The sequence below is a fragment of the Micromonospora sp. IBSANI012 genome (assembly GCF_052814045.1).
On record NZ_CP199933.1, the window covers coordinates 4,495,726 to 4,519,936 of the forward strand.

Below are 24,211 nucleotides of genomic sequence, written 5' to 3' on the forward strand. Positions count from 1 at the left end.
CGTGGTGCGTATCAAGACTCCCATGACTGGCTGAGAGCCGATGGAGGGAGAAGCCGATTTCCGCCGCGCCGTCCCGTTCGCCGAATCGCTGAACGAGGGTGGACATACAGGGGTACGGCGCGTGTACGATTCACCCCGTCGCCGGGCGGCTCCCCCCGTGGTCGCCCGGCGCTCAAACTTCCGGCGCCCCGGCCTAGACTGCCCCGGGTGACCGACTCCAGCACCGCCGACGAGGCACCGATCTGTTCGGCCCGTGGCTGCCGCGCTCCCGCCGTCTGGGCGCTGCGCTGGAACAATCCCCGCCTGCACGACCCCGAGCGGCGCAAGACCTGGTTGGCCTGCCCGCAGCACCGGACGTCCCTCGGCGACTTCCTCGACGCGCGCGGCTTCCTGCGCGAGGTCGCACCACTGCCGGGATCGCATACGCTCGAACGGTGAGCGCGCAGAGCGGATCTTCCCGGTGACCGGCGCCGAGCCACCTCAGCGTCCGGTCAGCGCCCTGGAACCCTGGCCGGACACCGTCCGGTGGCAGCGGATCTCCGGCGACCTGATCTGGGTGGAACTGCTCCGGCTCGCGCTGCTGCTGGCCGTGGTGCTGGCCGGTCTCGGCCTCGGCTGGGCGCTCAGCGGTCACTGGGCCTTCGGCGTCGCGTTCGGGCCGGTGCTGCTGCTCGGCGCCTGGCGGGCGGTGGCGATCGTCCGGGCCGTCCGCGCCTGGGGCTACGCCGAGCGCGAGAACGACCTGCTGGTCCGGCACGGGCTGCTGGTCCGGCGGCTCTCCATCGTGCCGTACTCGCGGATGCAGTTCGTCGACGTCAGCGCCGGTCCGCTGGAGCGGGCGTTCCGCCTGGCCACCGTGCAGCTGCACACCGCCGCCGCAGCCAGCGACGCCCGGGTGCCCGGCCTGCGGCCGGAGGAGGCGGCCCGGCTGCGCGACCGGCTCACCGCGCTGGGCGAAGACCGCGCGGAGGGGCTGTGAACGACGGGCCGCGCGGGCCGGAACCGGCCCGGCCCGACACCGGCCCCGCGCCGGCCCCGTCGGAGCCGCCCGCACCGGCCGCCCCACCCGGGCACGAGCCGGTCTCCGGCCCACCCGGATACGGCCCCGTCTCCGGCCCACCCGTCCACGGTGCTGTCTCCGGCCCACCGGCGCACAGCCCGACGTCCGGCCCGCCGGTCCACGGCCCTACGCCTGGCCCACCGGAGCACGGTCCGACATCGGGCCACCCCGGATACGGCTCCACCTTCGGCCAACCGGTGCCCGGCCCGGCACCCGGCCCACCCGGACCCGGCCCGGCGCCCGCGCCACCCGGATACGGCCCACCGCCCGGATACGGCCCACCGCCCGGATACGGTCCCGTGTCCGGGGGCCACGGCCCCGTGCCCGGCACACCCGCCTACGCCCCGCCGCCCGGCACGCCCGGGTACGCCCCCGCGCCCGGCCCGGCCGGGGAGGAGCCGCGGCAACGGCTGCACCCGCTCAGCCCGGTGCTGCACGGGGCGAAGTCCCTGGTCGTGGTGATCGCGGGCCTTTCCTGGTCGACCCTGTCCCGGGTGGGCTTCGGGGTGTTCGCCGTGATGGTGGTGGTGCTCGCGCTGGGCGCGACCGTGCTGGCGGTGATCAGCTGGTGGAACACCGGCTACCACATCGTGGGGCGGGAGCTGCGGGTGCACGAGGGGCTGCTCTGGCGGCGTACCCGGGCGATCCCGCTGGAGCGGTTGCAGGCGGTGGAGGTGGTCCGGCCGCTGCTCGCCCAGCTCACCGGCCTGGCCGAGCTGCGGCTGGAGGTGGTGGGCGGCGGCAAGACCGAGGCGCCGCTGGCGTACCTCGGCGTGGCCGAGGCGGAGGCGTTGCGGCAACGGCTGCTCGCCGTGGCGGGTCGGGCCGCCGGCGGGGAGGTCGCGCCGGCCGCTGCACGCGCCGGGGTGCCACCGGAGCCGGCCGGCCGGCCGCTGCACTCGGTCCGCAACACCGACCTGCTGGTCAGCCAGCTGCTCACCCCGCAGGCGTTCCTGCTCCCGTTCGGCCTGGCCTTCGTGGCGGGCCAATTCCTCTCCGAGGGCTCCTGGTCGTTCATCGCGGTGGCCAGCACGCTGACCGCGATGGCCGGCGTGATCCTGCAACCGGTCCGCCGGGTGCTCGACGACTGGAGCTTCCGGCTGGACCGGGAGGAGGACCGCCTGCGCATCCGCAACGGCCTGCTGGAGACCCGGGTGCAGACCGTGCCGCTGGACCGGGTGCAGACGGTCGGGGTGACCTGGCCGCTGCTCTGGCGGATGAAGGGCTGGCTGCGGCTGCGGCTGGAGGTGGCCGGCTACTCCGGTGGCGAGCAGGACGACCGGAACCGGCCGGACCGGCTGCTGCCCGTCGGCGACCTGCGTACCGGCGAGGAGATCGTCGCCGAGGTGCTGCCCGGGGTGCGGCTGGCCGCCCTGCCGCTGACGCCCCCGCCGGCCCGGGCCCGCTGGCTGCGGCCGCTCACCGTACGGGCGCTCGGCGCCGGACTGGGCGAGCGCGTCTTCGCCGTCCGCTCCGGCCTGCTGACCCGGCAGCTGGCGATCGTGCCGTACGCCCGGATCCAGAGCGTGCGGGTGGTGCAGGGACCGGCGCAGCGGCGGCTGCGGCTGGCGACGGTGCACGCCGACACCGCGGGCGGTTCGGGCGCCGCGGCGCACGACCGGGACCTGGCCGAGGCGTGGGCGCTCGCCGCGGAGCTGATCGCCCGGGCGCACGCCGCACGGCGCGCCCGCTGACGGCCCGGCGCGTCCCCGCTGACGGTTCGGCCAACGGCGGGGCGGATTCGCCGACGGTTCAGCGGGCGGCGCGCTGCTCCGCCGGCTGCCCGGGCGCGCCAGCCGGCTCGGCGACGACCGACTCGACGGCGACCGGCTCAGTCGTGCCCGGCTCGGTCGTGGCCGGGGAGACCACCGCCGGGGAGATCGTGGTCGGCGGGGCCGCCAGCGGGCGGCGGGCCCGGTGGGCCGCCCACCAGCGCTCGGCGAGCCCGACCACCAGGAAGGTCATCCCCACGTACGCCCAGCCGACCAGCACGTCGATCACGTAGTGCTCGCCGCAGTAGACCAGGGTGAAGGTCATCGCCAGCGGGTACGCCAGCAGCAGCGGCCACCACCGCTTCCGGGTGGCCCGGAGGAAGAACAGCACGACGAACAGGGCGAACGCGGTGTGCAGCGACGGCATCGCGGCGACCGGGTTGCTGGCGATCTGCCCGGCGTTGAGCAGGTTGCCGGCGCCGTGCATGCCGAACGCCTTCCAGCCCCGGGTGGAGATCCGGGCGACCTCGGTGAGCAGGCCGTTCTGCGCCGCCCACCAGGGCGGGGCGGCCGGGTAGAGGAAGTAGGTGACCAGCCCGGCGGCGCAGAGGAACCCCCAGCGCCGCATGAACGCCGCCCACCGGCCCCGGTCGCGCAGCCAGAGCACCGCGGCGGCGGCCAGCGCCACCACGAAGTGGGAGAAGTAGACCCAACTGGCCAGGACGTCCCACCAGTGCACGTCGGGCCGGTAGAGGTGCTCCTGGAGCCAGATCGTCGGCACCTCGCCGCCGGTGGCCCAGCCGAACATCACCCGGTCGGCGACGACCAACTCGTAGGCGTGCGGGGTCGCCCCGTTGTCGGCGAAGCCCCGGGAGAGGTTGTACGCGGCCAGCAGCAGCACCACCGGCACCCAGTCCCGGGCGAAGTACAGGTGGCTGCGCCACGGGCGGGACGAGTTCCAGGCGATCGTCGCCGCCCAGATCCAGACGAACGCGTACGCCGGGTCGGTCGGCAGGCCGATGGCCAGCCAGGCGACGACGAAGGCGGCGCCCCAGACCGCCATCGCGATCACGCGGCGACGCCCGCCGTCGGCGGACGCGATCGGTCCGGTGGGGGCGGGGGGCTGGGGGTCAGTCACGACGGCCATCGCGGTCAAGGTTAACGGCGGCTGACGGGGACCACCGGGCCGGCTGCCTCCCCCTGCCCGACCCGGCCACCGCGGGCCGCCGCGCCGGCCGCCCGGCGGCGGGTGGTCCGGTTCGCCGTCGTCGTGGCCGGGGCCGCCGCCGAACACCTACGCTGAGCCCATGCAGGAGCAGTCGGACACCCCCTTCCCGACCGGGCTGACCGCCCGGGTGGAGCTGACCGTCACCGACGCCGACACCGCGCAGGCGGTGGGCTCCGGCGACGTGCCGGTGCTCGGCACGCCCCGGTTGCTCGCGCTGGCCGAGGCGGCCACCGTCGCGGCCACCGCCACCCACCTGCCGGCCGGCTCGACGACCGTGGGCAGCCGGGTGGAGCTGGAGCACCGCGCGGCCACGCCGGTCGGGCGGACGGTGGTGGCGCAGGCCCGGCTGGCCGAGGTCGCCGGGCGGCGGCTGGTGTTCGAGGTGACCGTCACCGACGGTGGCGAGACGGTGGCCGAGGGTCGGGTGGAGCGGGCGCTGGTCGACCGGCAGCGTTTCGTGGCGCGTGCGGCGCGGGTGTCATGACCCTCCGGTTCGTGGAGGTCGCCGACCGGGTCCACGTGCTGCGCGAGCCGGTGCTCGACGTCAACGTCACCCTGGTCGTCGGTGACGGGGAGGCGTTGCTGGTGGACAGCCTCTCCACCGCCGGGCAGGCCGCCGAGCTGGCCGCGGCGGCCCGGGCGGTCACCGGCCACCCGTGGACGCTGGTCAACACCCACCACCACTACGACCACTGCTTCGGCAACGCCACCCTCGCCGCCGACCCGCCCCGCCCGGTGTACGCCCACGAACTGGCCGCCGCCGCGCTGCGCGACCGGCCGGACGCGCTGCGCCGGGAGGCGTACGAGGAGCTGCGGGGCGAGCGGCCGGAATTCGCCGCCGAGGTGGCCGGGACGGAGCTGCTCGCCCCGACGCACACCGTGCTCACCGAGGCGGTGCTCGACGTCGGGGGCCGCCGGGTGGTGCTGCGCCACCCGGGGCGCGGGCACACCGACGCCGACCTGGTGGTGCACGTGCCCGACGCCGACGTGCTGGTCGCCGGGGACCTGGTGGAGCAGAGCGGGCCGCCCGCCTTCGAGGACTCGTACCCGTTGCAGTGGCCGGACGCGGTGGCCGAGCTGCTGCGGCTCACCACGCCCGCGACGGTGGTCGTGCCCGGGCACGGCGACCCGGTCGACGCCGAGTTCGTCCGGGCCCAGCACCGCCAGCTGGTCGACCTGGCCTGGCTGATCCGCGCCGCCCACACCGGCAGTGCCCCGCCCGAGCGGGTCGCCGCCGAGGCGCCCTTCGGCGCCCGACCCGCCCTGATCGCCGCCCGCCGCGGGTACGCCGAGCTCAACGGCACCCCCTGACGGCTCACCGCCGGGCGCCGGTCAGTCCGTGGCGCGGAGGGTGGCCAGGAGGCGGTCCAGGGCCGGAACGGCGGCGCGAACGGCAGCGCGGTCGGCGGGGTCGAGAGCGGCCAGGGCGGTGGTGAGCAGGTCCGTGCGGTGCCGCGCGTGGTCGGCAATCCGGGTGCGGGCCGCCTCGGTGAGGTGGAGCCGGACCACCCGGCGGTCGGCCGGGTCCCGCTCCCGCGCCAGCAGGCCGGCGGCGGTCAGGTCGTGGACCAGGGTGCTCACCGTGTTCGGCGCGGTGCCGAGCCGTCGGGCGGTCTCCCGGCCGCTGATCCCGGGGTGGTCGCGGACCAGCAGCAGCAGCTCGACCTGCGCCTCGGGCAGCACCGTGCGGTTGGCGCGGCGGGTGGCCGACCTGCGCAGCAGCCGGTGCAGCTCGCCCACCAGCGCGCCGAGGCGCGCCGTGCCCTCGTCGGTCGACATCCGGGTCACCCACCTCACAGGGCAATAGTTCTGAGTACAGAGCTAAGGTTACCGGGCTGCCGAGCCGTCCGGGGGGACCGTGACACACACCGCACTGCCGACCACGCCCGCCACCGCCGCACCGAGCCGGCGCGAGGGCGCGACCCTGCTCGTGCTGCTCGGCACGCTCACCGCCATCGGCCCGCTGTCGCTGGACATGTACCTGCCGGCGTTCCCGGCGATGACCCGGGAGCTGGGCGCCACCCAGGCGCAGGTCCAGCTCTCGCTGACCACCTGCCTGATCGGTCTGGCCCTCGGGCAGCTGGTCACCGGGCCGCTCAGCGACCGCTACGGTCGACGCCGGCCGGTGCTGGTCGGGGTGCTCGCGTACGCGGTGCTGGCGCTGGTCTGCGCGATCGCGCCGAACGCCACCGCGCTGGCCGCGGCGCGCTTCGCGCAGGGCTTCGCCGGCGGCATGGGCGTGGTGGTGGCCCGGGCGGTGGTCCGCGACCGCTACGCCGGCCGGGCCGCCGCGAAGTACTTCTCCCGACTCACCCTGGTCTTCGGCGTGGCACCGGTCGCCGCGCCCAGCGTTGGCAGCCTGGTGCTGCACGTCGGCTCCTGGCGGGCGGTCTTTGTCACCCTGGCGGTGATCGGGCTGCTGCTCGCCGCCGCCGTGGCCTGGCGGCTGCCGGAGACGCTGCCCGCCGAACGGCGCAGCACCGGGGGCCTGGCCAGCACCGCCCGCACCATGCGGTCGCTCTTCGCCGACCGGGCCTATCTCGGGTACGCGCTGACCCAGGGCTTCGCGTTCGCCGGGCTGTTCGCGTACATCTCCGGGTCGTCCTTCGTCTTCCAGGACGTCTTCGGCCTGTCCGGGACGGCGTTCAGCCTGCTCTTCGGGCTCAACGCGCTCGCCCTGGTGGCGATGGGCCAGGCCAACGCCCGGCTGCTCGACCGGTTCAGCCCGCGCCGGCTGCTGGTGACCACCCTGGTGGTCGGCGCGGTGGCGGCGGTCGGCGTGCTGACCGGCGCACTCGCCGGCAGCCTGGTGCTGGTGGCGGTCACCCTCTTCGTCTTCGTCGGCTCGCTCGGCATGGTCATGCCGAACAGCACCGCCCTGGCGTTGGACTCGCACGCCCGGCACGCCGGCACCGCCGCCGCGCTGATGGGCGGCGTCCAGTCGGTGGTCGGCGCGCTCGCCGCGCCGGTGGTCGGGCTCGGCGGCGAGGGCAGCGCCCTGCCGATGGCGGCGGTGACCGCCGGGGCGGCCGCCCTGTCGCTCGGCGCGGTGCTCACCCTGACCCGCTCCCGCTGAGCCAGGGTCGGTCCCACCCGAGCACGACGGCCGGCCCGACGGCGGCCGGGGCCGACCCGGCGTCGGGAGTCCGCGCGGCGTCGGGCGTCCGCGCGGCGTCGGGCGTCCGCCCGGCGTCGGGCGTCCGCCCGGCGTCGGGCGTCCGCCCGGCGTCGGGCGTCGGCGCGGCGAGCAGCACCACCGGCTCAGTCGACGAAGCGGGCCAGCACCTCGGCGCGGGTGGGCATCGACACCGCCCCGCCGGGCGACTCGCAGACCAGGCCGGCGACCCGCAGCGCGAAGGCCACCCGCTGGTGCCAGTCGGTCGGCTCGGCCGGCTCCCCGTCGACCAGCAGGTCGGCGATGAGCGCCGCCATCACCGAGTCACCCGCGCCGGTGGCGTCGACCGCGCGTACCTTCGGCGCGGGCACGCGTACCGGGTCGGGGCCGGCCGCGACGATCGCGCCGGCCGCGCCGAGGGTGACCACGACGGTGCCCGCCCCCAGCTCGCGCAGGTACGCCGCGACCCCCTCGACCGGCTCGCGCGGGTAGAGCAGCTCGGCGTCGGCCTCACTGAGCTTGACCAGGTGCGCCCCGGCGGCGAACTCCGCGACCACCTCCCGCAGCCCGTCCAGCGTCGACGGCCCGTCCAGCAGCCGGGGCCGCACGTTGGGGTCGAACACCCGCAGGCCGGTGGCGAGCGACCAGGCGTGCCGCGCGGCGGCGAGCACCGGCGGGCAGAGCAGCACGACCGACCCGCAGTAGAGCACGTCGGCGCCCTCGATCAGGGCCAGGTCCAGATTGTCGGCGGTGAGCAGGCCGTACGAGGGCGGCTCGCCGTAGAAGCGGAAGTCGGGCTCGGGCCCGGCGTGCGTGGTGACCGCGAGGGTGGTGGGCACCCCGACGGCGACCGCGCCGGCCAGCCCGACGCCGGCGTCGGCGAGGAAGGCGCGGATCCGGCCGGCCAGCACGTCGTCGCCGAACGACCCGACGAACTCGGCCACGCCGCCGAGCCGGGACACCCCGACGGCGACGTTGAGCGGGCCACCGCCGATCTCCTGCCGGAAGACCGGCCGGCCCTCGCACTCGGCGTCGAGCAGGTCGACCAGCGCCTCACCGAGCACCACCGCGTATCCCACGTCGCCTCCCAGCGTCCGTCGCTTCGTATCAGGCTGGCACAGTGCCCGCCACGGCGGGCGCGAAGCCCCGTCTCCACGCATCGAGCAATGACTATTGCGCGGGGTCGCCGGGGCGTGGTGGGATGACCGTGCCGGACCGGTGCGGGGGCTGCCGCACCACCGGCGCCGAGCTGGAGCCGACGCGAGGGCACCGGTCCGCGGGACGCGGACCGAGGGCGGTGCGCGGCCATCCGGCCCTCCCCGACTCCCGGGCCGCCGGCCGTGGCGCCGCGATCGTCGCATCCGCTCGTCACAGCGGGGCCGGCCGTCGCGCCGCCCCGCGGGTCAGGAGAACCTCGTGATCCGTTCCCGTACGGCCGCGCTGCTCACCGCGGCCGCCACCCTCGCCCTGGGCGCCGTCGCCCTGACCTCCGGCGGAGATCCGGCCGCCGCGCACGGCGCGGCGATGACTCCGGGCAGCCGGACCTACCTGTGCTGGAAGGACGGCCTCAGCCCGACCGGCGAGATCAGGCCGGTCAACCCGGCCTGCTCGGCGGCGGTCGCGCAGAGCGGCGCCAACCCCCTCTACAACTGGTTCAGCGTGCTCCGCTCGGACGCCGGCGGCCGGACCGTCGGCTTCATTCCCGACGGCAAGCTGTGCAGTGGCGGCAACCCCGGTTTCGCCGGGTACGACCTGGCCCGCACCGACTGGCCGGTGACCCATCTGACCGCCGGGACGCGGCTGGACTTCCGCTACAGCAACTGGGCCCACCACCCGGGCACGTTCTACTTCTACGTCACGAAGGACAGTTGGAGCCCGACCCGGCCGCTGGCCTGGAGCGACCTGGAGGAGCAGCCCTTCTTGACGGTGACCAACCCGCCGCAGAACGGCTCGCCCGGCACCAACGACGGGCACTACTACTTCAGCGGCAACCTGCCCTCCGGCAAGAGCGGGCGGCACATCGTCTACTCCCGCTGGGTCCGCTCGGACAGCCAGGAGAACTTCTTCGGCTGCTCGGACGTCACCTTCGACGGGGGCAACGGCGAGGTGACCGGAGTCGGTTCCGGCGGCGGCACGACGCCTCCGCCGAACCCCACCACGCCGCCGCCGAGCCCGACCACGCCGCCGCCGGGCGGCGACTGCATGGCGGTCTACAAGGTGCTCAACTCCTGGCCCGGCGGGTTCCAGGGCGAGGTCATGATCATGAATCACAGCGCCCGGACGTACGGCGGCTGGGTGGCCGGCTGGACGTGGCCCAGCGGTCAGTCGATCAGCAGCCTCTGGAACGGCACGGTGAACTCCTCCGGATCGGCGGTGACGGTCGCCAACGCGGCCTGGAACGGCACGATCGCCCCCGAGGGCACCACCACGTTCGGCTTCACCGCGACCACCACCGGCGCCAACACCCTGCCCACCGTCACCTGCTCCGGCCGCTGACGGGCCGCTGAAACGATCAAGAGGTTTGCGTCGCCGGAGCGGACTCCGGTCGACGCAAACCTCTTGATCAACGGCGGTGGCGGACGCGGGGCGCGCGGGCGACCGGCCGTCAGCGGACCATGGAGCCGACCACGGGCTTGGTGAGCAGGGCGGACTGGTTGCGCTGGATGCCGGGGTCGAGGGTCTTGGCCACGAAGATGGCGTGCCAGATGCAGAAGATCAGCACGGTCCACACCTTGCGCGAGTGGTCCGCCTCCTCCCGCTTGTGCTCGTCCAGCAGCCGCATCGCGTACGACAGGTCGATGAGGTCGCCCGCGCCGGAGGTGGCCAGCACGTGCCGGGCCCACTCGTACATCTCGCCGCGCAGCCAGACCCGGGTCGGGGTCGGGAAGCCCAGCTTCTTCCGGTTGACGATGGCCGGCGGCACCACGCCCTGCAACGCCTGGCGCATGGCGTACTTGGTGGCGTCCGAGCGAGGCGGGAGCTTCAGGTCGACCGGGATGCCGGCGGCCACGTCGAAGACCGCCCGGTCGAGGAAGGGCACCCGCACCTCGAGCGAGTGGGCCATCGAGATCCGGTCGGCCTTGACCAGGATGTCGCCACGCAGCCAGGTGTAGAGGTCGACGTACTGCATCTTGGTGACGTCGTCGAGCTCGGTGCACTCGGCGTAGATCGGCGCGGTCACGTCGGTGTAGCGGACCGAGGGGTCGTAGCGGCGCAGCAGGTGCTGCTTCTCCTCCTCGGTGAACATCCGGGCGTTGCCGTAGTAGCGCTGCTCGATCGGGGTGGTGCCGCGCTCCAGGAAGCTCTTGCCCTTGACCCCCTGCGGGATCGCCTTGGAGACCGCGCGCAGGCCCTTCTGCACCCCGTCCGGCAGGCCGTTGACCGCGCCGAGGGAGAGCGGCTCCCGGTAGATCGTGTACCCGCCGAAGAACTCGTCCGCGCCCTCGCCGGAGAGGACCACCGTGACGTGCTCGGCGGCCTTCTTGGCCACGAAGTAGAGCGGCACCAGCGCCGGGTCGGCCACCGGGTCGTCCAGGTGCCAGACGATCTTCGGCAGGGCGTCGATCATGTCCTGCGGCCCGATCTTGGTCGGGATCGTGGTCACGTCGAGGTGCCGGGCCGATTCCTGGGCCACGTCGATCTCGGAGTAGCCGGGCACGTCGTACCCGACGGTGAAGGTGAGGATGTTCGGGTTGAACTCCCGGGCCAGGGCCACCACCGCGGTCGAGTCGATCCCGCTGGACAGGAACGAGCCGACCGGCACGTCCGAGCGCATGTGCATCCGGACGCTCTCCCGCAGCGTCTCCCGGATCTCCTGGTAGAGCCGCTGCTCGTCGGCGACCGGGGCGGGGTGGAACACCGGCCGGTACCACCGGCGCACGTCGATGCGCCCGCCCGGGCTCCAGGTCAGGTACTCGCCCGAGCCGATCCGCCGGATCCCCTTGTGCAGGGTGCCCGGCTCCGGAACGTACTGGAGAGTCAGGTAGTGGCTCAGGTTGGCCGTGTCGATGCCGGCGTCGCCCTCGTAGTTCGAGTGCGCGAAGGGCAGCAGCGCCTTCTTCTCCGAGGCGAGGTAGAGCCCGTCGGCGGTCTCCAGGTAGTGCAGCGGCTTGATGCCGAAGTAGTCGCGGGCGCCGAAGGCACGCCGCTCCTGCCGGTCCCAGATGACGAAGGCGAACATGCCGCGCAGCCGGGTGAGCACCTGCTCACCCCAGTAGTGGTAGCCGGCGACGATCACCTCGCCGTCGCCGGCGGTGGCGAACTGGGCGCCGTAGGTGCGCACCAGCTCGTCGCGCAGCTCGATGTAGTTGTAGATCTCACCGTTGAAGGTGAGCAGGTAGCGGCCGTCGGCGTACGGCAGCGGTTCGTGGCTGGAGGCCACGTCGATGATCGCCAGGCGCTTGTGCGCGAACACCCCGTCCGCGTACCGGCCGGAGGCGTCCCCGACCACCTCGACACCGGTCTCGTCCGGGCCGCGGTGGTGCAGGCATTCCAACGCCCCGGCGATGTTGTCGCGGTGAGCGGCGGCGTCGCCGCGCGCACTGAAGAAGGCCAGGAGTCCGCACATGGTGGTCATCTTTCCACGCGCGTGAAGCGGCCGTCGCGGCACCGCAGGCTCTTCCGCCCGGGACCGGGCGGGTACCGTCTGGACCAGCGACGAGGCGGAGGGAGCGGACCATGACCGAGGACCGGACGAGCGGAAAGCCGGCGGACGGCACCGAATCGCACGACCCGGACTTCCCGCAGGCGTTCCTGGACTTCATGCGCCAGGGCTGGCGGGACACCACGCTGCCGGTCGGCCCGCGCCCCGAGGTGCCCAACCACGCCAAGCGCCGGGCCGCGCTCTCGGCGGCCTTCCCGGGCGAGACGCTGGTCATCCCGACCGGCACCGAGAAGGTACGCGCCAACGACACCGACCACCCGTTCCGGCCGGGCAGCGACTTCGCCTACCTGACCGGCGACCACGACCCGGACAGCGTGCTCGTGCTGCGCCCGAACGGCTCCGGGCACGACGCCACGCTGTACATGCGTCCCCGGTCCTCGCGGAAGACGGACGAGTTCTTCCGCAGCCGGCACGGCGAGCTGTGGGTGGGCCGGCGGCACACCCTGGCGGAGAAGTCGACCGAGCTGGGCCTGCCGACCGAGGACCTCACCGAGCTGGACGCGGCGCTGGCCGGGCTGGCGCCGGGGCGTACCCGGGTGTTGCGCGGTTTCGACGCCCGGGTGGACGCGGCCGTGCGGCCCTGGGACGGCCCCCGCGCCGAGGGCCAGCCGGCCCGCGACCGCGAGCTGGCCATCGCGATCTCCGAGTTGAAGCTGGTCAAGGACGAGTGGGAGATCGCCCAGCTCCAGGAGGCCGTCGACGCGACCGTACGCGGTTTCGAGGACGTGGCCCGGGCGCTGCCGGCCGACCGCGGGGTCTCCGAGCGGCTGCTGGAGGGGATCTTCGCGCTGCGCGCCCGGCACGACGGCAACGACGTCGGGTACGGCTCGATCGTCGGCGCCGGCGAGCACGCCACGATCCTGCACTGGGTGCACAACCACGGCGCCACCCGCCCGGGTGAGCTGCTGCTGATGGACATGGGCGTGGAGAACCGCAACCTCTACACCGCGGACGTCACCCGGGTGCTGCCGGTCGACGGCCGGTTCACCCCGTTGCAGCGCCAGGTCTACGACGCGGTGTACGCCGCCCAGCAGGCCGGCATCGACATCATCAAGCCCGGGGTGGCGTTCCGGGAGGTCCACCTGACCGCGATGCGGGTCCTCGCCGAGGCGCTCAAGGACCTCGGCCTGCTCCCGGTGAGCGTGGACGAGGCGATGGACCCGGCGTCGACGGTCTACCGCCGGTGGACGCTGCACGGCACCAGCCACATGCTCGGCATCGACGTGCACGACTGCGCCAACGCGCGCAAGGAGCACTACCGCGACGGCCCGCTCGGCGAGGGCTACGTGCTGACCGTGGAGCCGGGGCTGTACTTCCAGCCCGAGGACGAGCTGGTGCCCGAGGAGCTGCGCGGCATCGGCGTGCGGATCGAGGACGACATCCTGGTCACCGCGACCGGCGCGGTGAACCTCTCGGCCGGTCTGCCCCGCCGCTCGGACGAGGTGGAGACCTGGCTGGCCGAGCAGCGCGAGGCGGGTCCGCGCCTGCCCGGCTGACCCGGTACGCCCCCCGGCGGGCCCCGCCGCCGGTGTCTGCGACGTTTGCGTCGTCGCGGCACCGCTGGCGGGGCCCGCCGCTGTTTGCCGCTGCTCACCACCTTCTTCGCCTTCTTCACGACCTGCACCCCGCTGCGCCCGCCTGACCGATGTGAGGGAAATGCGGGCTTTTCTCGGATACGTCCGCGTCGCGAGGATCCTTCTCATACGGTGTGGATAACAGGCTGCAACCCATTTGTAGCTGCTCGTGCCGCTCAGGTTGGTACGAGCCCGTCTGGTAGCAGGAAAGGGCGGAAGGCTCTGATGTCCAACGACCTAACGACTCCCGACGGCGGGGCCCCTTCGGCCCTGTCGTCGACTAGGCGACGCAAGCTGTGGGTCGCCACCGGCGTGGCCGGCCTGACCGGCGTCGTCGGCCTGGCGGCACTGGGCGGACTGGCCGCCCGCAACGACAACTCCGACGACCCGCAGCGGGCCAGCGACTCGCAGGCGGCGCCGAAGCAGAACGTCAGCGATGCCGGCCCGGCCGCGGGCCAGGACTCCGACAAGGGCGAGGACCGCAACGACCGGGACAAGGGCCGGGACAAGGGCCGGGACAAGGACCGGGATCGTGACGAGCACGGTCGGGTGCGGGAGGTGCCCTGTGACGACGAGAAGCTGATCGAGGCTGTCGATCTGGCGAACCGGGATCACGGTGGCACGTTGAAGCTGGCCAAGGACTGCACCTACGAGCTGGACGGGCACGACCGCAAGTCCGGCACGGGCCTGCCGACGATCAAGCAGGAGATCACCATCAAGGGTGAGGACTCCACGATCAAGCGGGACTCCGAGCAGACGTTCCGGCTGTTCCGGGTCGCCGACGGCGGCGACCTGACCCTGAAGGACCTCACGCTCAAGGGCGGCAACGCCTCCGAGTTCAAGTACGGCAACCAGGGCCCGGGCGGACCGGGTGGGCCGGGCGGACCGGGCGGACCGGGCGGACCGGGCGGGCCCGGTGGACCGGGCGGACCGGGCGGACCGGGCTGGCCCGGTGGACCGGGCGGACCCCAGGTACCGGCCGCCCCGGCTGCGGCCGGCGCCCCGGCCGCGAACGGGGTCACCATGGCTCCGGTCGCGGACGCGGCCCCGGGTGGCCCGCAGGGCGCCCCGGCTGCGCAGGGCGGGCAGGGAGCCCAGGATGCCCAGAGCGCGCAGGGAGCCCAAGGCATGCAGGGCGGGCCGTGGGGCAAGGACGGCAAGGGCGGCAAGGACGACAAGGACGACAAGAACGGCAAGGACGACGACCGCAAGGACGACGACCGCAAGGACCTCGAGGCCGATGGTGGCGCTCTGCTGGTCGAGCGGGGCGGTAGCGCGCACCTGAAGGACGTCACGCTGACCCGCAACAACGCCGAGGGCAACGGCGGCGCCATCGCCAACTTCGGCCGCGTCGACCTCGAGAACAGCGAGGTGGAGAACAACCACGCCCAGGAGAACGGCGGCGGCATCTTCAACGTCGGCGTCCTCAAGGTCACCGGGTCCTCGGAGCACAAGGACTGGTTCTCCGACGACAAGGACCGGCACGACGACAAGGACCGGGACAAGGACCGGGACAAGGACAAGGGCGAGTCCGCCCGGGACGAGGACAAGGACAAGGACCGCGACAAGGGCGAGTCCCGCGACAAGGACCGGGACAAGGACAAGGACAAGGACTGGTCCTCCCAGGGTCAGGGTGGCTCCGACGACGGCAGGGACAAGGACGAGGACGACGAGTCCCGCATCGCCAACAACACCGCAGGCAAGAACGGCGGCGGCATCGCCAACGGCCGCGGCAAGGACAAGGACCACGACAAGGACAAGGAACACGGCAAGGACAACGACTCCTGGCCGCGCTTCCAGGGCCGCGACGAAGCCGGCACCGTGGAGATCTTCAAGACCTCCATCGAGGACAACAAGGCCGGCGAGAACGGCGGCGGCGTGTTCAGCTCCGGCGGGTTCGTCAAGATCGTCCTGTCGGTCATCAAGGACAACACCGCCTGCGACAGCGGCGGCGGCATCTACGCCAAGGACACCAACCTCGACCTCGAGAAGGTCATCGTCGCCAAGAACCACGCCGACAAGGACGGCGGCGGCATCGTCAACACCGGCGGCGAGGACAAGAAGAACAACGGTCACGACTGGGACAAGGACAAGGACGACAAGGACAAGGACAAGGACAAGGCCACGGCCACCGTGTCCGACAGCAAGATCCTCGACAACACCGCCGGCCGCTTCGGTGGCGGCATCTTCAACGGCGACCAGGACGTCAAGCTCAAGGAAGGCTTCGAGGACCCGTCCAACGGCGAGGACGACAACGCCAGGCTGACCCTGCGCAACACCGAGATCAAGGGCAACACCGCCCTCAACGGCGGCGGCATCTTCAACAACAAGGGCAAGGTCACCCTGACCAAGACCCACGTCACCAAGAACACCGCCACCGACGCCTCCAAGACCCACCGGGTCGCCGGCGGCATCCTCAACAACGAAGGCACGGTCAAGCTCGACGACAAGTCGACCGTGACCAACAACGACCCCACCAACTGCGCCGGCACCGTCAAGGACTGCTTCAACTGAGCCGACGCACGACCAGGGAGTCCCTTCCCGCCCCGGCGGGAAGGGACTCCCCACCCCTACCGGTACGCGTCGTCGCCCCCGACGCCGAGCGCCCGTCACGCGCTTTCGCCCTCCGCGACGCCCTTCGCCCACCGGTGACACCTCTGCTGCACCCCCGTCCGCCCTGCTGTCGGCTGCACCGCCCACATACCTAATGTGGGCTTTTTTCGTATACGCCCACGAGGTGAAGAAGGTTCTCATACGTTGTTGTTCAGCAGCTACAACCGATTTGTAGCGAAGGCCGCCTCGCCGTGGCGAAGCGACCTTGTCGGGTACAAGGAGAGGGCAGAGAGCTCCGATGTCCAACTACCTTCGCAATAACGATGACGCCACCCGTGAGACGGCCTCCCCGTTCCGTCGTCGTCGGCTCTGGCTCGCCACCGGCGTCATGGGCCTGACGGGAGCGGTCAGCCTCGCGGGTGTGGCCTACGCGACCACCGGGGTCACCGGCTCCCACCGGCTCGCCGATGTGAAGTGGTCGACCGCCCAGCAGCTCACCAAGGACGACGCCCGGGGCGAGGACCGGGACCGGGACCGGGACAAGGACCGGGACCGGGACAAGGACCGGGACCGGGACCGGGACAAGGACCGGGATCGTGACGAGCACGGTCGGGTGCGGGAGGTGCCGTGTGACGACGAGAAGCTGATCGAGGCTGTCGATCTGGCGAACCGGGATCACGGTGGCACGTTGAAGCTGGCCAAGGACTGCACCTACGAGCTGGACGGGCACGACCGCAAGTCCGGCACGGGCCTGCCGACGATCAAGCAGGAGATCACCATCAAGGGTGAGGACTCCACGATCAAGCGGGACTCCGAGCAGACGTTCCGGCTGTTCCGGGTCGCCGACGGCGGCGACCTGACCCTGAAGGACCTCACGCTCAAGGGCGGCAACGCCTCCGAGTTCAAGTACGGCAACCAGGGCCCCGGCGGACCCGGCGGACCCGGCGGACCCGGTGGATCGGGCGGACCGGGCGGACCGGGCGGACCCCAGGTACCGGGCGGCCCGGCTCCGGCCGCCGCCCCGGCCACCGCCCCGGCTCCGGCCGCCGCTGCGGCTCCCGGTGGCCCGCAGGGCCCGGGTGGCCCGCAGGGCCCGGGTGGCCCGCAGGGCCCGGGTGGCCCGCAGGGCCCGGGTGGCCCGCAGGGCCCGGGTGGCCCGCAGGGCCCGGGTGGCCCGCAGGGCCCGGGTGGCCCGCAGGGCCCGGGTGGCCCGCAGGGCCTGGGTGGCCCGCAGGGCGCCCCGGCTGCGCAGGGCGGGCAGGGAGCCCAGGATGCCCAGAGCGCGCAGGGAGCCCAAGGCATGCAGGGCGGGCCGTGGGGCAAGGACGGCAAGGACGACAAGGACGACAAGGACGACGACCGCAAGGACCTCGAGGCCGATGGTGGCGCTCTGCTGGTCGAGCGGGGCGGTAGCGCGCACCTGAAGGACGTCACGCTGACCCGCAACAACGCCGAGGGCAACGGCGGCGCCATCGCCAACTTCGGCCGCGTCGACCTCGAGAACAGCGAGGTGGAGAACAACCACGCCCAGGAGAACGGCGGCGGCATCTTCAACGTCGGCGTCCTCAAGGTCACCGGGTCCTCGGAGCACAAGGACTGGTTCTCCGACGACAAGGACCGGCACGACGACAAGGACCGGGACAAGGACCGGGACAAGGACAAGGGCGAGTCCGCCCGGGACGAGGACAAGGACAAGGACCGCGACAAGGGCGAGTCCCGCGACAAGGACCGGGACAAGGACAAGGACAAGGACTGGTCCTCCCAGGGTCAGGGTGGCTCCGACGACGGCAGGGACAAGGACGAGGACGACGAGTCCCGCATCGCCAACAACACCGCAGGCAAGAACGGCGGCGGCATCGCCAACGGCCGCGGCAAGGACAAGGACCACGACAAGGACAAGGAACACGGCAAGGACAACGACTCCTGGCCGCGCTTCCAGGGCCGCGACGAAGCCGGCACCGTGGAGATCTTCAAGACCTCCATCGAGGACAACAAGGCCGGCGAGAACGGCGGCGGCGTGTTCAGCTCCGGCGGGTTCGTCAAGATCGTCCTGTCGGTCATCAAGGACAACACCGCCTGCGACAGCGGCGGCGGCATCTACGCCAAGGACACCAACCTCGACCTCGAGAAGGTCATCGTCGCCAAGAACCACGCCGACAAGGACGGCGGCGGCATCGTCAACACCGGCGGCGAGGACAAGAAGAACAACGGTCACGACTGGGACAAGGACAAGGACGACAAGGACAAGGACAAGGACAAGGACAAGGCCACGGCCACCGTGTCCGACAGCAAGATCCTCGACAACACCGCCGGCCGCTTCGGTGGCGGCATCTTCAACGGCGACCAGGACGTCAAGCTCAAGGAAGGCTTCGAGGACCCGTCCAACGGCGAGGACGACAACGCCAGGCTGACCCTGCGCAACACCGAGATCAAGGGCAACACCGCCCTCAACGGCGGCGGCATCTTCAACAACAAGGGCAAGGTCACCCTGACCAAGACCCACGTCACCAAGAACACCGCCACCGACGCCTCCAAGACCCACCGGGTCGCCGGCGGCATCCTCAACAACGAAGGCACGGTCAAGCTCGACGACAAGTCGACCGTGACCAACAACGACCCCACCAACTGCGCCGGCACCGTCAAGGACTGCTTCAACTGACCGACGGTCGGTAACCGCATCAGCGCAGACGCCGGCCCCCTGCCACCTCGGTGGCAGGGGGCCGGACGGTCGTCGGGTCAGCGCTGGACGAAGACCGCCACACTGCGCGCCGGCACGGTGAACGTGCCGGCCGCCCGGTCGAACGAGGCCGTCCGGAGCACCGGGTCGGCCGAGTTCACCAGCACCGGGTGCAGTGCGACGTCCGCGCCCCGCAGGCCGGTCACCGTCTGCTTCGCCGTCTCCGGCGTGCCGTTGAAGACGACGGTCAGCGACTTCCACTTCCCGTCCAGCCCGCGGGCGTCGAGGGTCATGGTCAGCACGCCCGGCGTCTCGTTCTCGCCCGAGAGCGGGAAGGCGACGCGCTGCTGCACCTGGCCGGCGGTGGCCAGCCCGAACACCGGCGAGGACTCCCGGATCCGCAGCAGCTCCGCGTACCGGGCGTCGGCCAGGTTGATCGCGGCGCAGTCCGGCACCAGCTTCGGATCAGCCAGCAGCGGCTTCGCGTACGGCCACTTGTCCTTGTTGTCCTGCTCCGGCGGGAGGCCGGCGCCGAACCCGTTGCCCTGCGCGCAGTCCCAGCGGATCTGGTTGAACCAGTCACCGGAGTTGTACGAGTTACGGTCCAGCGACTTCGAGCGCAGCCGCTCGGAGCCGGCGGTGACGAAACCCGCCCCCTGCCCGAAGGTGGTGGTCGCCAACGCCAGCACCTGCATCCGCGACCGGTCCGTCGCCGAGGTGCCCTGCGGCAGCTTGTACGCCAGCGCGTCGTACAGGATCTCGTTGTCGTGCGCGTCGACGTAGGTGACCGCCTCGCCCGGCGCGGCGGTGTAGCCGGCCGGCGAGCCGTTGTAATCCACCTGGGCGCCGGTGACCTGCCGGCCCGACGAGTCGGTGAACCGGTAGCCCCGCAGGTTGCCGGCGAGCCCCACCTTGATCAGGTCCTGGTAGTGCAGCAGCCGCGCCTTCTGCTCGGCCGCCGTCCCGTTCACGGTGTCGCCGTTGGGGTCGGTGTAGAGACCGGAGGCAAAGCCCTGGATGCGCGGGTTGCCGTCGAAGGGACCGCCGCCGCGCACCGCGTCGCGGAGCCGGTCGTTGAAGGTGCCGATGCCGGTCCCGGCCATGTTGGCCTGGGTGGCCTGCACGAACCGGGCGTCGTTGGCGACCTCGCCGAAGTTCCAGCCCTCGCCGTAGAGCAGGATCTTCTTCCCGTCCACGCCGTCGCGGGCCGGGGTGAGCTGGTCCAGCGCGGCCCGCACGGCCAGGATGTTCGCCTTCGGGTGGTGACCCATCAGGTCGAACCGGAAGCCGTCCAGCTTGTACGCCCTGGCCCACGTGACCAGGGAGTCCACCACCAGCTTGCCCATCATGGCGTGCTCGGGGGCGGTGTTGGCGCAGCAGGTCGAGTTGGCGACGCTGCCGTCCTCCAGCAGCCGGTGGTAGTAGCCCGGCACCACCTGGTCGAGCACCGACTTCGGGTCGGTGCCCGAGGCGGAGGTGTGGTTGTAGACCACGTCCAGCACCACGCGCAGCCCCGCGCCGTTGACTCCGGCGACCATCTGCCGGAACTCGGTCGTTCGCTTCGCCCCGGCCGGGTCGACGGCGTAGCCGCCCTCCGGCACGGTGTAGTGCAGCGGGTCGTACCCCCAGTTGTAGCCGTCCTTCTCGGCGATCTTCGCCACGCAGGCCTGCTGCTGCTCGGAGTCCGGCGGCAGCTTCGCCAGGTCGCAGTCGGGCTGCTGCTGGGCGGCCCGCTGCTCGGGAATGGTGGCGAAGTCGAACGAGGGCAGCAGGTGCAGGTAGTTGACCCCGGCGTCGCCGAGCGCCTTCAGGTGCTTCATGCCGGCCGTGTTCGGGTCGGTGAAGGCGAGGTAGGTGCCCCGCTTCTCCGCCGGCACGGTGGCGTCGGCCATCGAGAAGTCCCGTACCGACAGCTCGGAGATCTGCGCCTTGGACGCCGGCACCGCCGGCGGCTTACGCAGGTTGGCCCAGCCGGACGGGGCCAGCGCCTCCTCGGACAGGTCGACGATCTGGCTGTGCGTCGAGTCCGGCGCGAGCGCCACCGAGTACGGGTCCGTCACCGCGGCGGTGACCACCTTCTGCGCCGCCGGCTGCCACGCCTCGACCTGGTAGCGGTAGTACTTGCCGGCCCAGGCCTTCGTGCCGCGCACCGACCAGACGCCGGTGCGGTCGTTGCGGCTCATCGCCACCGTCCTCGGCTCGGCCGTGGGCGAGTCGAAGAGCTGGAGCGACACCGTCCGGGCGGTGGGCGCCCAGACGGCGAGGGTGGGCACCCGGCCGGCGAAGGTGGCGCCCAGCCGGGCCTCGGTTGCCCGGGCGTAGACGTCGTCGAGCACGCCCGGGATCTGCACGCCGGTCGCGCCGAGCAGCACGCCCTCGGCGTCGCGCTCGGTCACCACCAACTGCCCGCGCAGCGCCGCCGGGACCTTGGCCAGGTCGGCCCGGTCCAGGCTGAACGTGCGGTAGGACCACAGGTGCGGGAAGGCCGCGCGCTGGGCCTCGGTGAGCCCGTTGCGCTGCGCCCGCAGCGGCAGCGAGGTGTACGTCCCGGCCAGCTCGCCGTCGGCGATGCTCAGCCCGCCGGCCGGGGCGGCCACCAGGGCGTACTGCTTGCCGTCGGTCGGGCCGGTCAGCCAGGCGACGGTGGACCGGTCGATCCAGTGCGCCTTCTGCTTGGTGATGTCCAGGTCCCGGGCGGGGCCGGACGAGCTGGGCGGCAGCAGCCGGCCCTTCACCCCGGCGAGCAGCCAGACCTCACGCCCGGCGCTGGCGAAGTCCAGCCGCTGGTCGTCGGGCTGATCCTTGGTGTCACCGGAGTGGATGATGTAGTTCAGCCCGGTCGCGCCGGCGGCCAGCGGCACCCGGAAGACCGCGCCGTAGGCGTCGATTCTCTCCGGCTTGAGCGGGTTGGACCAGTCGGTCGGGTTGGCGGCGCCGTCCCAGAGGTGCAGCCCCCAGCCGGCGTAGTCGTTGTCGGCCTTGCGCCAGTGGATGACCGCGGTGCTCTCGTCGACCGCCGGGTCGGGCTCGCCGGTGGCGGCCTGCCGGGTCGGGTAGAGCGTCGGGTCGCCCTGCTTGACCCAGACCTCGCCGGTCTGCGTCACGTCGATGGTGCGGTCGTTCGCGACGTCCTTGTTGCCGCTCTTGTCGACGACCAGGAAGCCGACCGACTTCGCGCCCGGCTTGAGCTTGACCCAGGCGAACCGGCCGTAGGAGTCCTCACCGGCGAACGGCTGCCCCTTGGGCCACTCGGTCGCGTACGCCGGGTCGATGTCACCCCAGGTGTAGAGGCCCCAGTCGTCGTACCCGCCGGCCGGGCGCTGGTAGTGCACCACCGCCCAGTCCCGAGCGGCGCTCTGCGCCGGGGTGCCGACGACGCCGGTGGCGCGGGTGCCGGCGGTCCGCCCCTTGCCGTCGCGGACCACGGCCTTGTACTCGACCCTGGTCCCGCCGGGCAGGCCGGTCAGATCGTGGTGGACGGTGTACGGGGCGGTGTGCGCGCTGCCCAGCAGCGTCCACCTGCCGCCGGGCACCCGGGCGGCGAAGGTGACGGTGGCCAGCGGGTCGCCGGTGACCTGGGCGGTGACGGCGGCCCGGGTGGCGACCGGGTCGGCGCCGGGCGCGGTGAGGGTGACGCTCGGCGCGGCGGTGGCCTGCGGGATGGGCCGGTCGGCCCTGAGCACCACGGCCGCCATCGGCGGCACGGTCAGGTTGAGCTTGCCGTCCGCGCCGGCGGTGACGGTGGCCGCGCCGCCGTAGATGCCGGTGAAGGCGGTGCCGGCGGACCAGGTGTCGACGGAGACGGACTGCGTGGTGGCGGCGTTGTTCACGGCCACCACGTACTCGGTGCGGTCGGCCGGGGCGATCCGGGAGAAGGCGAAGACGCCGGCGCCGTCGGCCGCGTACCGGGTGACCTGGATGCCGTCGCGCAGCGCCGGGTGGGCCTGGCGCAGCGTGCCCAGCTCGGCGATGGTGCGGTAGAGCGGGTGGCCGGTGTCGTACTGGTCGTCGGCGTGGGTGCGGGTGGTGCCGATCAGGTCGTCGTCGAGGTAGTCCGCCACCTTGGTGGCGAACATGTCCTGCCGGGCGTCCTTGTCGCCGCCGGGGCCGGTGAAGCCCTGCTCGTCGCCGGAGTACACGACCGGCTGACCCCGGGTGAGGAACATCAGCTGGTGGGCGAGTTGGTCGCGGCGCAGCTGGGCGGCGTCGTCGCCGCCGGAGGCGGCGATGAAGGAGCCGATCCGGCCCATGTCGTGGTTGCCGAGGAAGGTGGTCAGCCGGTTGGCCCCGGTGTCCCGGGCGGCGTACAGGTCGTCGCGGGCGTAAACGTCGGCCAGCGCCTTGGCGGAGCCGTCGGCGGCGGTGTAGCCGCGCGCGGCCTCCTGGAAGGAGAAGTCCAGCGTGGCCGGCAGGCCGCCGCGCCGCACATAGGTCGAGGTGACCTCCTGGTCGGCGCTGTAGACCTCGCCGAACATGAAGAAGTCCTTCTTGCCGGCGGCGTCGGCGGCCCGCTTGATGCCCCGGCTGAACTGCGGCCAGAAGTCCAGGTTGACGTGCTTGACGGTGTCGAGCCGGAAGCCGTCGACGTCGGTGCTGGCGATCCAGTCGCCGTAGGCCTTGGTCAGGCCCCGCACCACCTCGGGACGCTCGGTCCACAGGTCGTCCAGGCCGAAGAAGTCGCCGTACTCGCTGTTCTCGCCGGCGAAGGTCGAGTCACCCCGGTTGTGGTACATCGTCGGGTCGTTCAGCCAGGCCGGCACCTTCACCTTGGCGTCGGCGGGGGTGGCGAAGGTCGGCGTGTACGGGCCCGCGTCCGCGGTGACCGTCGGGAAGTCCCGGGTGCCATCGGCGTAGTTGCGGTCCTCGAAGGCGCGCCCCTGCGCGTCGGTGTACGGCGAGGTCTTCTTGTCGACGTACGCGTACTTGTCCTCGCCGTACTTGATGACATCGGCGGTGTGGTTGACGATGACGTCAAGGTAGACCTTGATGCCGCGCTGGTGGGCGAGCTTGACCAGCTTCCGCATCTCCTCGTTGGTGCCGAAGTGCGGGTCGACCTGGGTGAAGTCGGTGATCCAGTAGCCGTGGTAGCCGGCCGAGATGTCCGCGCCGCTGCCCTGCACGGGGCGGTTCTTGAAGATCGGCGCGAGCCAGATGGCGGTCGTCCCCAGGCCCTGGATGTAGTCCAGCTTGTCGATGACGCCCTTGAGGTCGCCACCGTGGTAGAAGCCCTTGTCCTTCGGGTCCAGCCCGGTGCGCAGGCGGTCGCCGGTGAGTCCACCGGAGTCGTTGCGCTTGTCGCCGTTGGCGAACCGGTCCGGCAGTACGAAGTAGAACTGCTCGGCGCGTCCCGTGCCGGCGCCTGCCTTCAGCAGGGCCTCGGTCGAGGGCTCGGCGCCCCACTGGGCGGCGCCGGCCGCGGCCAGGGTGTCGACGGTGAGCGTCCGGTCGGTGGCGTCCGCGCCGAGCTGGTTGACGGCGACCGGGACGCCGACGAGGGCGAGGGTGAGGGTGGAGACCAAGGCGAGCAGTGCCTTGCGAGATGTCGGCGGGGGTTTCATCGACGGCCTTCCTCTGGTCGCTGATTCGCCCGCACGCTAGCTCTTGCCGAAACATTCTGCAATACCTTGCA

Annotated in this window: 15 protein-coding genes; 10 read left to right on the forward strand and 5 right to left on the reverse strand. The window is 72.5% G+C overall.

Features of this window, described 5'->3' with window-relative positions; all coding sequences use genetic code 11:
- The first annotated feature begins 207 nt into the window (after positions 1-207).
- The 3 genes from ACTWM8_RS20705 to ACTWM8_RS20715 all read left to right on the forward strand — a co-directional run bounded on the left by ACTWM8_RS20705 (position 208) and on the right by ACTWM8_RS20715 (position 2,754).
- Positions 208-438: a hypothetical protein gene (locus ACTWM8_RS20705; protein ID WP_088961310.1), complete on the forward strand. Its 231-nt coding sequence runs from the start codon at positions 208-210 to the stop codon at positions 436-438.
- Positions 439-451: 13 nt separating this feature from the next.
- Positions 452-979, forward strand: a complete 528-nt coding sequence (locus ACTWM8_RS20710) for a PH domain-containing protein (RefSeq protein ID WP_446214614.1) — start codon at positions 452-454, stop codon at positions 977-979.
- 401 nt (positions 980-1,380) lie between these two features.
- Complete coding sequence (locus ACTWM8_RS20715) at positions 1,381-2,754, forward strand: PH domain-containing protein (RefSeq protein WP_446210488.1); 1,374 nt, start codon at positions 1,381-1,383, stop codon at positions 2,752-2,754.
- 58 nt (positions 2,755-2,812) lie between these two features.
- On the opposite strand, the gene ACTWM8_RS20720 is transcribed toward ACTWM8_RS20715, so the two are convergent.
- Positions 2,813-3,919 (reverse strand): phosphatase PAP2 family protein, encoded by a 1,107-nt coding sequence (locus ACTWM8_RS20720; protein WP_446210489.1) that lies wholly within the window; start codon positions 3,917-3,919, stop codon positions 2,813-2,815.
- 160 nt (positions 3,920-4,079) lie between these two features.
- Here ACTWM8_RS20720 and ACTWM8_RS20725 point away from each other — a divergent pair, with 160 nt between their 5' ends.
- Positions 4,080-4,484, forward strand: a complete 405-nt coding sequence (locus ACTWM8_RS20725) for a thioesterase family protein (protein WP_154936076.1) — start codon at positions 4,080-4,082, stop codon at positions 4,482-4,484.
- Positions 4,481-5,311 (forward strand): MBL fold metallo-hydrolase, encoded by an 831-nt coding sequence (locus tag ACTWM8_RS20730; protein WP_446210490.1) that lies wholly within the window; start codon positions 4,481-4,483, stop codon positions 5,309-5,311. The genes ACTWM8_RS20725 and ACTWM8_RS20730 overlap by 4 nt, the downstream gene beginning before the upstream one ends.
- Positions 5,312-5,332: 21 nt before the next feature.
- Here ACTWM8_RS20730 and ACTWM8_RS20735 read toward each other — a convergent pair whose 3' ends face one another.
- Positions 5,333-5,779, reverse strand: coding sequence for a MarR family winged helix-turn-helix transcriptional regulator (locus ACTWM8_RS20735; RefSeq protein WP_446210491.1), 447 nt, complete (start codon positions 5,777-5,779; stop codon positions 5,333-5,335).
- A 79-nt stretch (positions 5,780-5,858) separates the two neighbouring features.
- On the opposite strand from ACTWM8_RS20735, the gene ACTWM8_RS20740 reads away from it, so the two are divergent.
- Positions 5,859-7,076 carry a multidrug effflux MFS transporter gene (locus ACTWM8_RS20740; protein WP_446210492.1) on the forward strand — a complete coding sequence of 406 codons (1,218 nt, stop codon included), beginning with the start codon at positions 5,859-5,861 and terminating at the stop codon, positions 7,074-7,076.
- A 185-nt stretch (positions 7,077-7,261) separates the two neighbouring features.
- On the opposite strand, the gene ACTWM8_RS20745 is transcribed toward ACTWM8_RS20740, so the two are convergent.
- Positions 7,262-8,194 (reverse strand): PfkB family carbohydrate kinase, encoded by a 933-nt coding sequence (locus tag ACTWM8_RS20745; protein WP_446210493.1) that lies wholly within the window; start codon positions 8,192-8,194, stop codon positions 7,262-7,264.
- Positions 8,195-8,531: 337 nt separating this feature from the next.
- Between ACTWM8_RS20745 and ACTWM8_RS20750 the strand changes: the two genes are divergently transcribed.
- Positions 8,532-9,611 carry a lytic polysaccharide monooxygenase auxiliary activity family 9 protein gene (locus ACTWM8_RS20750; RefSeq protein ID WP_446210494.1) on the forward strand — a complete coding sequence of 360 codons (1,080 nt, stop codon included), beginning with the start codon at positions 8,532-8,534 and terminating at the stop codon, positions 9,609-9,611.
- A gap of 109 nt (positions 9,612-9,720) precedes the next feature.
- Here ACTWM8_RS20750 and asnB read toward each other — a convergent pair whose 3' ends face one another.
- A complete protein-coding gene (gene asnB, locus ACTWM8_RS20755) occupies positions 9,721-11,682 on the reverse strand; it encodes an asparagine synthase (glutamine-hydrolyzing) (protein ID WP_446210495.1) in 1,962 nt (653 codons plus the stop codon).
- Between the two features lie 110 nt (positions 11,683-11,792).
- Here asnB and ACTWM8_RS20760 point away from each other — a divergent pair, with 110 nt between their 5' ends.
- The 3 genes from ACTWM8_RS20760 (at position 11,793) to ACTWM8_RS20770 (ending at position 18,564) form a co-directional block, all read left to right on the forward strand.
- Positions 11,793-13,274, forward strand: a complete 1,482-nt coding sequence (locus ACTWM8_RS20760; RefSeq protein WP_446210496.1) for an aminopeptidase P family protein — start codon at positions 11,793-11,795, stop codon at positions 13,272-13,274.
- A gap of 303 nt (positions 13,275-13,577) precedes the next feature.
- The gene (locus ACTWM8_RS20765) at positions 13,578-15,866 is read left to right on the forward strand and encodes a hypothetical protein (protein WP_446210497.1); all 2,289 of its coding nucleotides are present in this window, start codon (positions 13,578-13,580) and stop codon (positions 15,864-15,866) included.
- A gap of 337 nt (positions 15,867-16,203) precedes the next feature.
- Positions 16,204-18,564, forward strand: coding sequence for a hypothetical protein (locus ACTWM8_RS20770; protein WP_446210498.1), 2,361 nt, complete (start codon positions 16,204-16,206; stop codon positions 18,562-18,564).
- 77 nt (positions 18,565-18,641) lie between these two features.
- On the opposite strand, the gene pulA is transcribed toward ACTWM8_RS20770, so the two are convergent.
- Positions 18,642-24,140: a pullulanase-type alpha-1,6-glucosidase gene (pulA, locus tag ACTWM8_RS20775; RefSeq protein WP_446210499.1), complete on the reverse strand. Its 5,499-nt coding sequence runs from the start codon at positions 24,138-24,140 to the stop codon at positions 18,642-18,644.
- Between the last annotated feature and the right edge of the window lie 71 nt (positions 24,141-24,211).

Coding starts and splice junctions, on each gene's coding strand:
- ACTWM8_RS20720 (WP_446210489.1), bottom strand. CDS start 3,919: ATGGCCGTCGTGACTGACCCCCAGCCCCCCGCCCCCACCGGACCGATC.
- ACTWM8_RS20725 (WP_154936076.1), top strand. CDS start 4,080: ATGCAGGAGCAGTCGGACACCCCCTTCCCGACCGGGCTGACCGCCCGG.
- ACTWM8_RS20730 (WP_446210490.1), top strand. CDS start 4,481: ATGACCCTCCGGTTCGTGGAGGTCGCCGACCGGGTCCACGTGCTGCGC.
- ACTWM8_RS20735 (WP_446210491.1), bottom strand. CDS start 5,779: ATGTCGACCGACGAGGGCACGGCGCGCCTCGGCGCGCTGGTGGGCGAG.
- asnB (WP_446210495.1), bottom strand. CDS start 11,682: ATGTGCGGACTCCTGGCCTTCTTCAGTGCGCGCGGCGACGCCGCCGCT.
- ACTWM8_RS20760 (WP_446210496.1), top strand. CDS start 11,793: ATGACCGAGGACCGGACGAGCGGAAAGCCGGCGGACGGCACCGAATCG.
- ACTWM8_RS20765 (WP_446210497.1), top strand. CDS start 13,578: ATGTCCAACGACCTAACGACTCCCGACGGCGGGGCCCCTTCGGCCCTG.
- ACTWM8_RS20770 (WP_446210498.1), top strand. CDS start 16,204: ATGTCCAACTACCTTCGCAATAACGATGACGCCACCCGTGAGACGGCC.
- pulA (WP_446210499.1), bottom strand. CDS start 24,140: ATGAAACCCCCGCCGACATCTCGCAAGGCACTGCTCGCCTTGGTCTCC.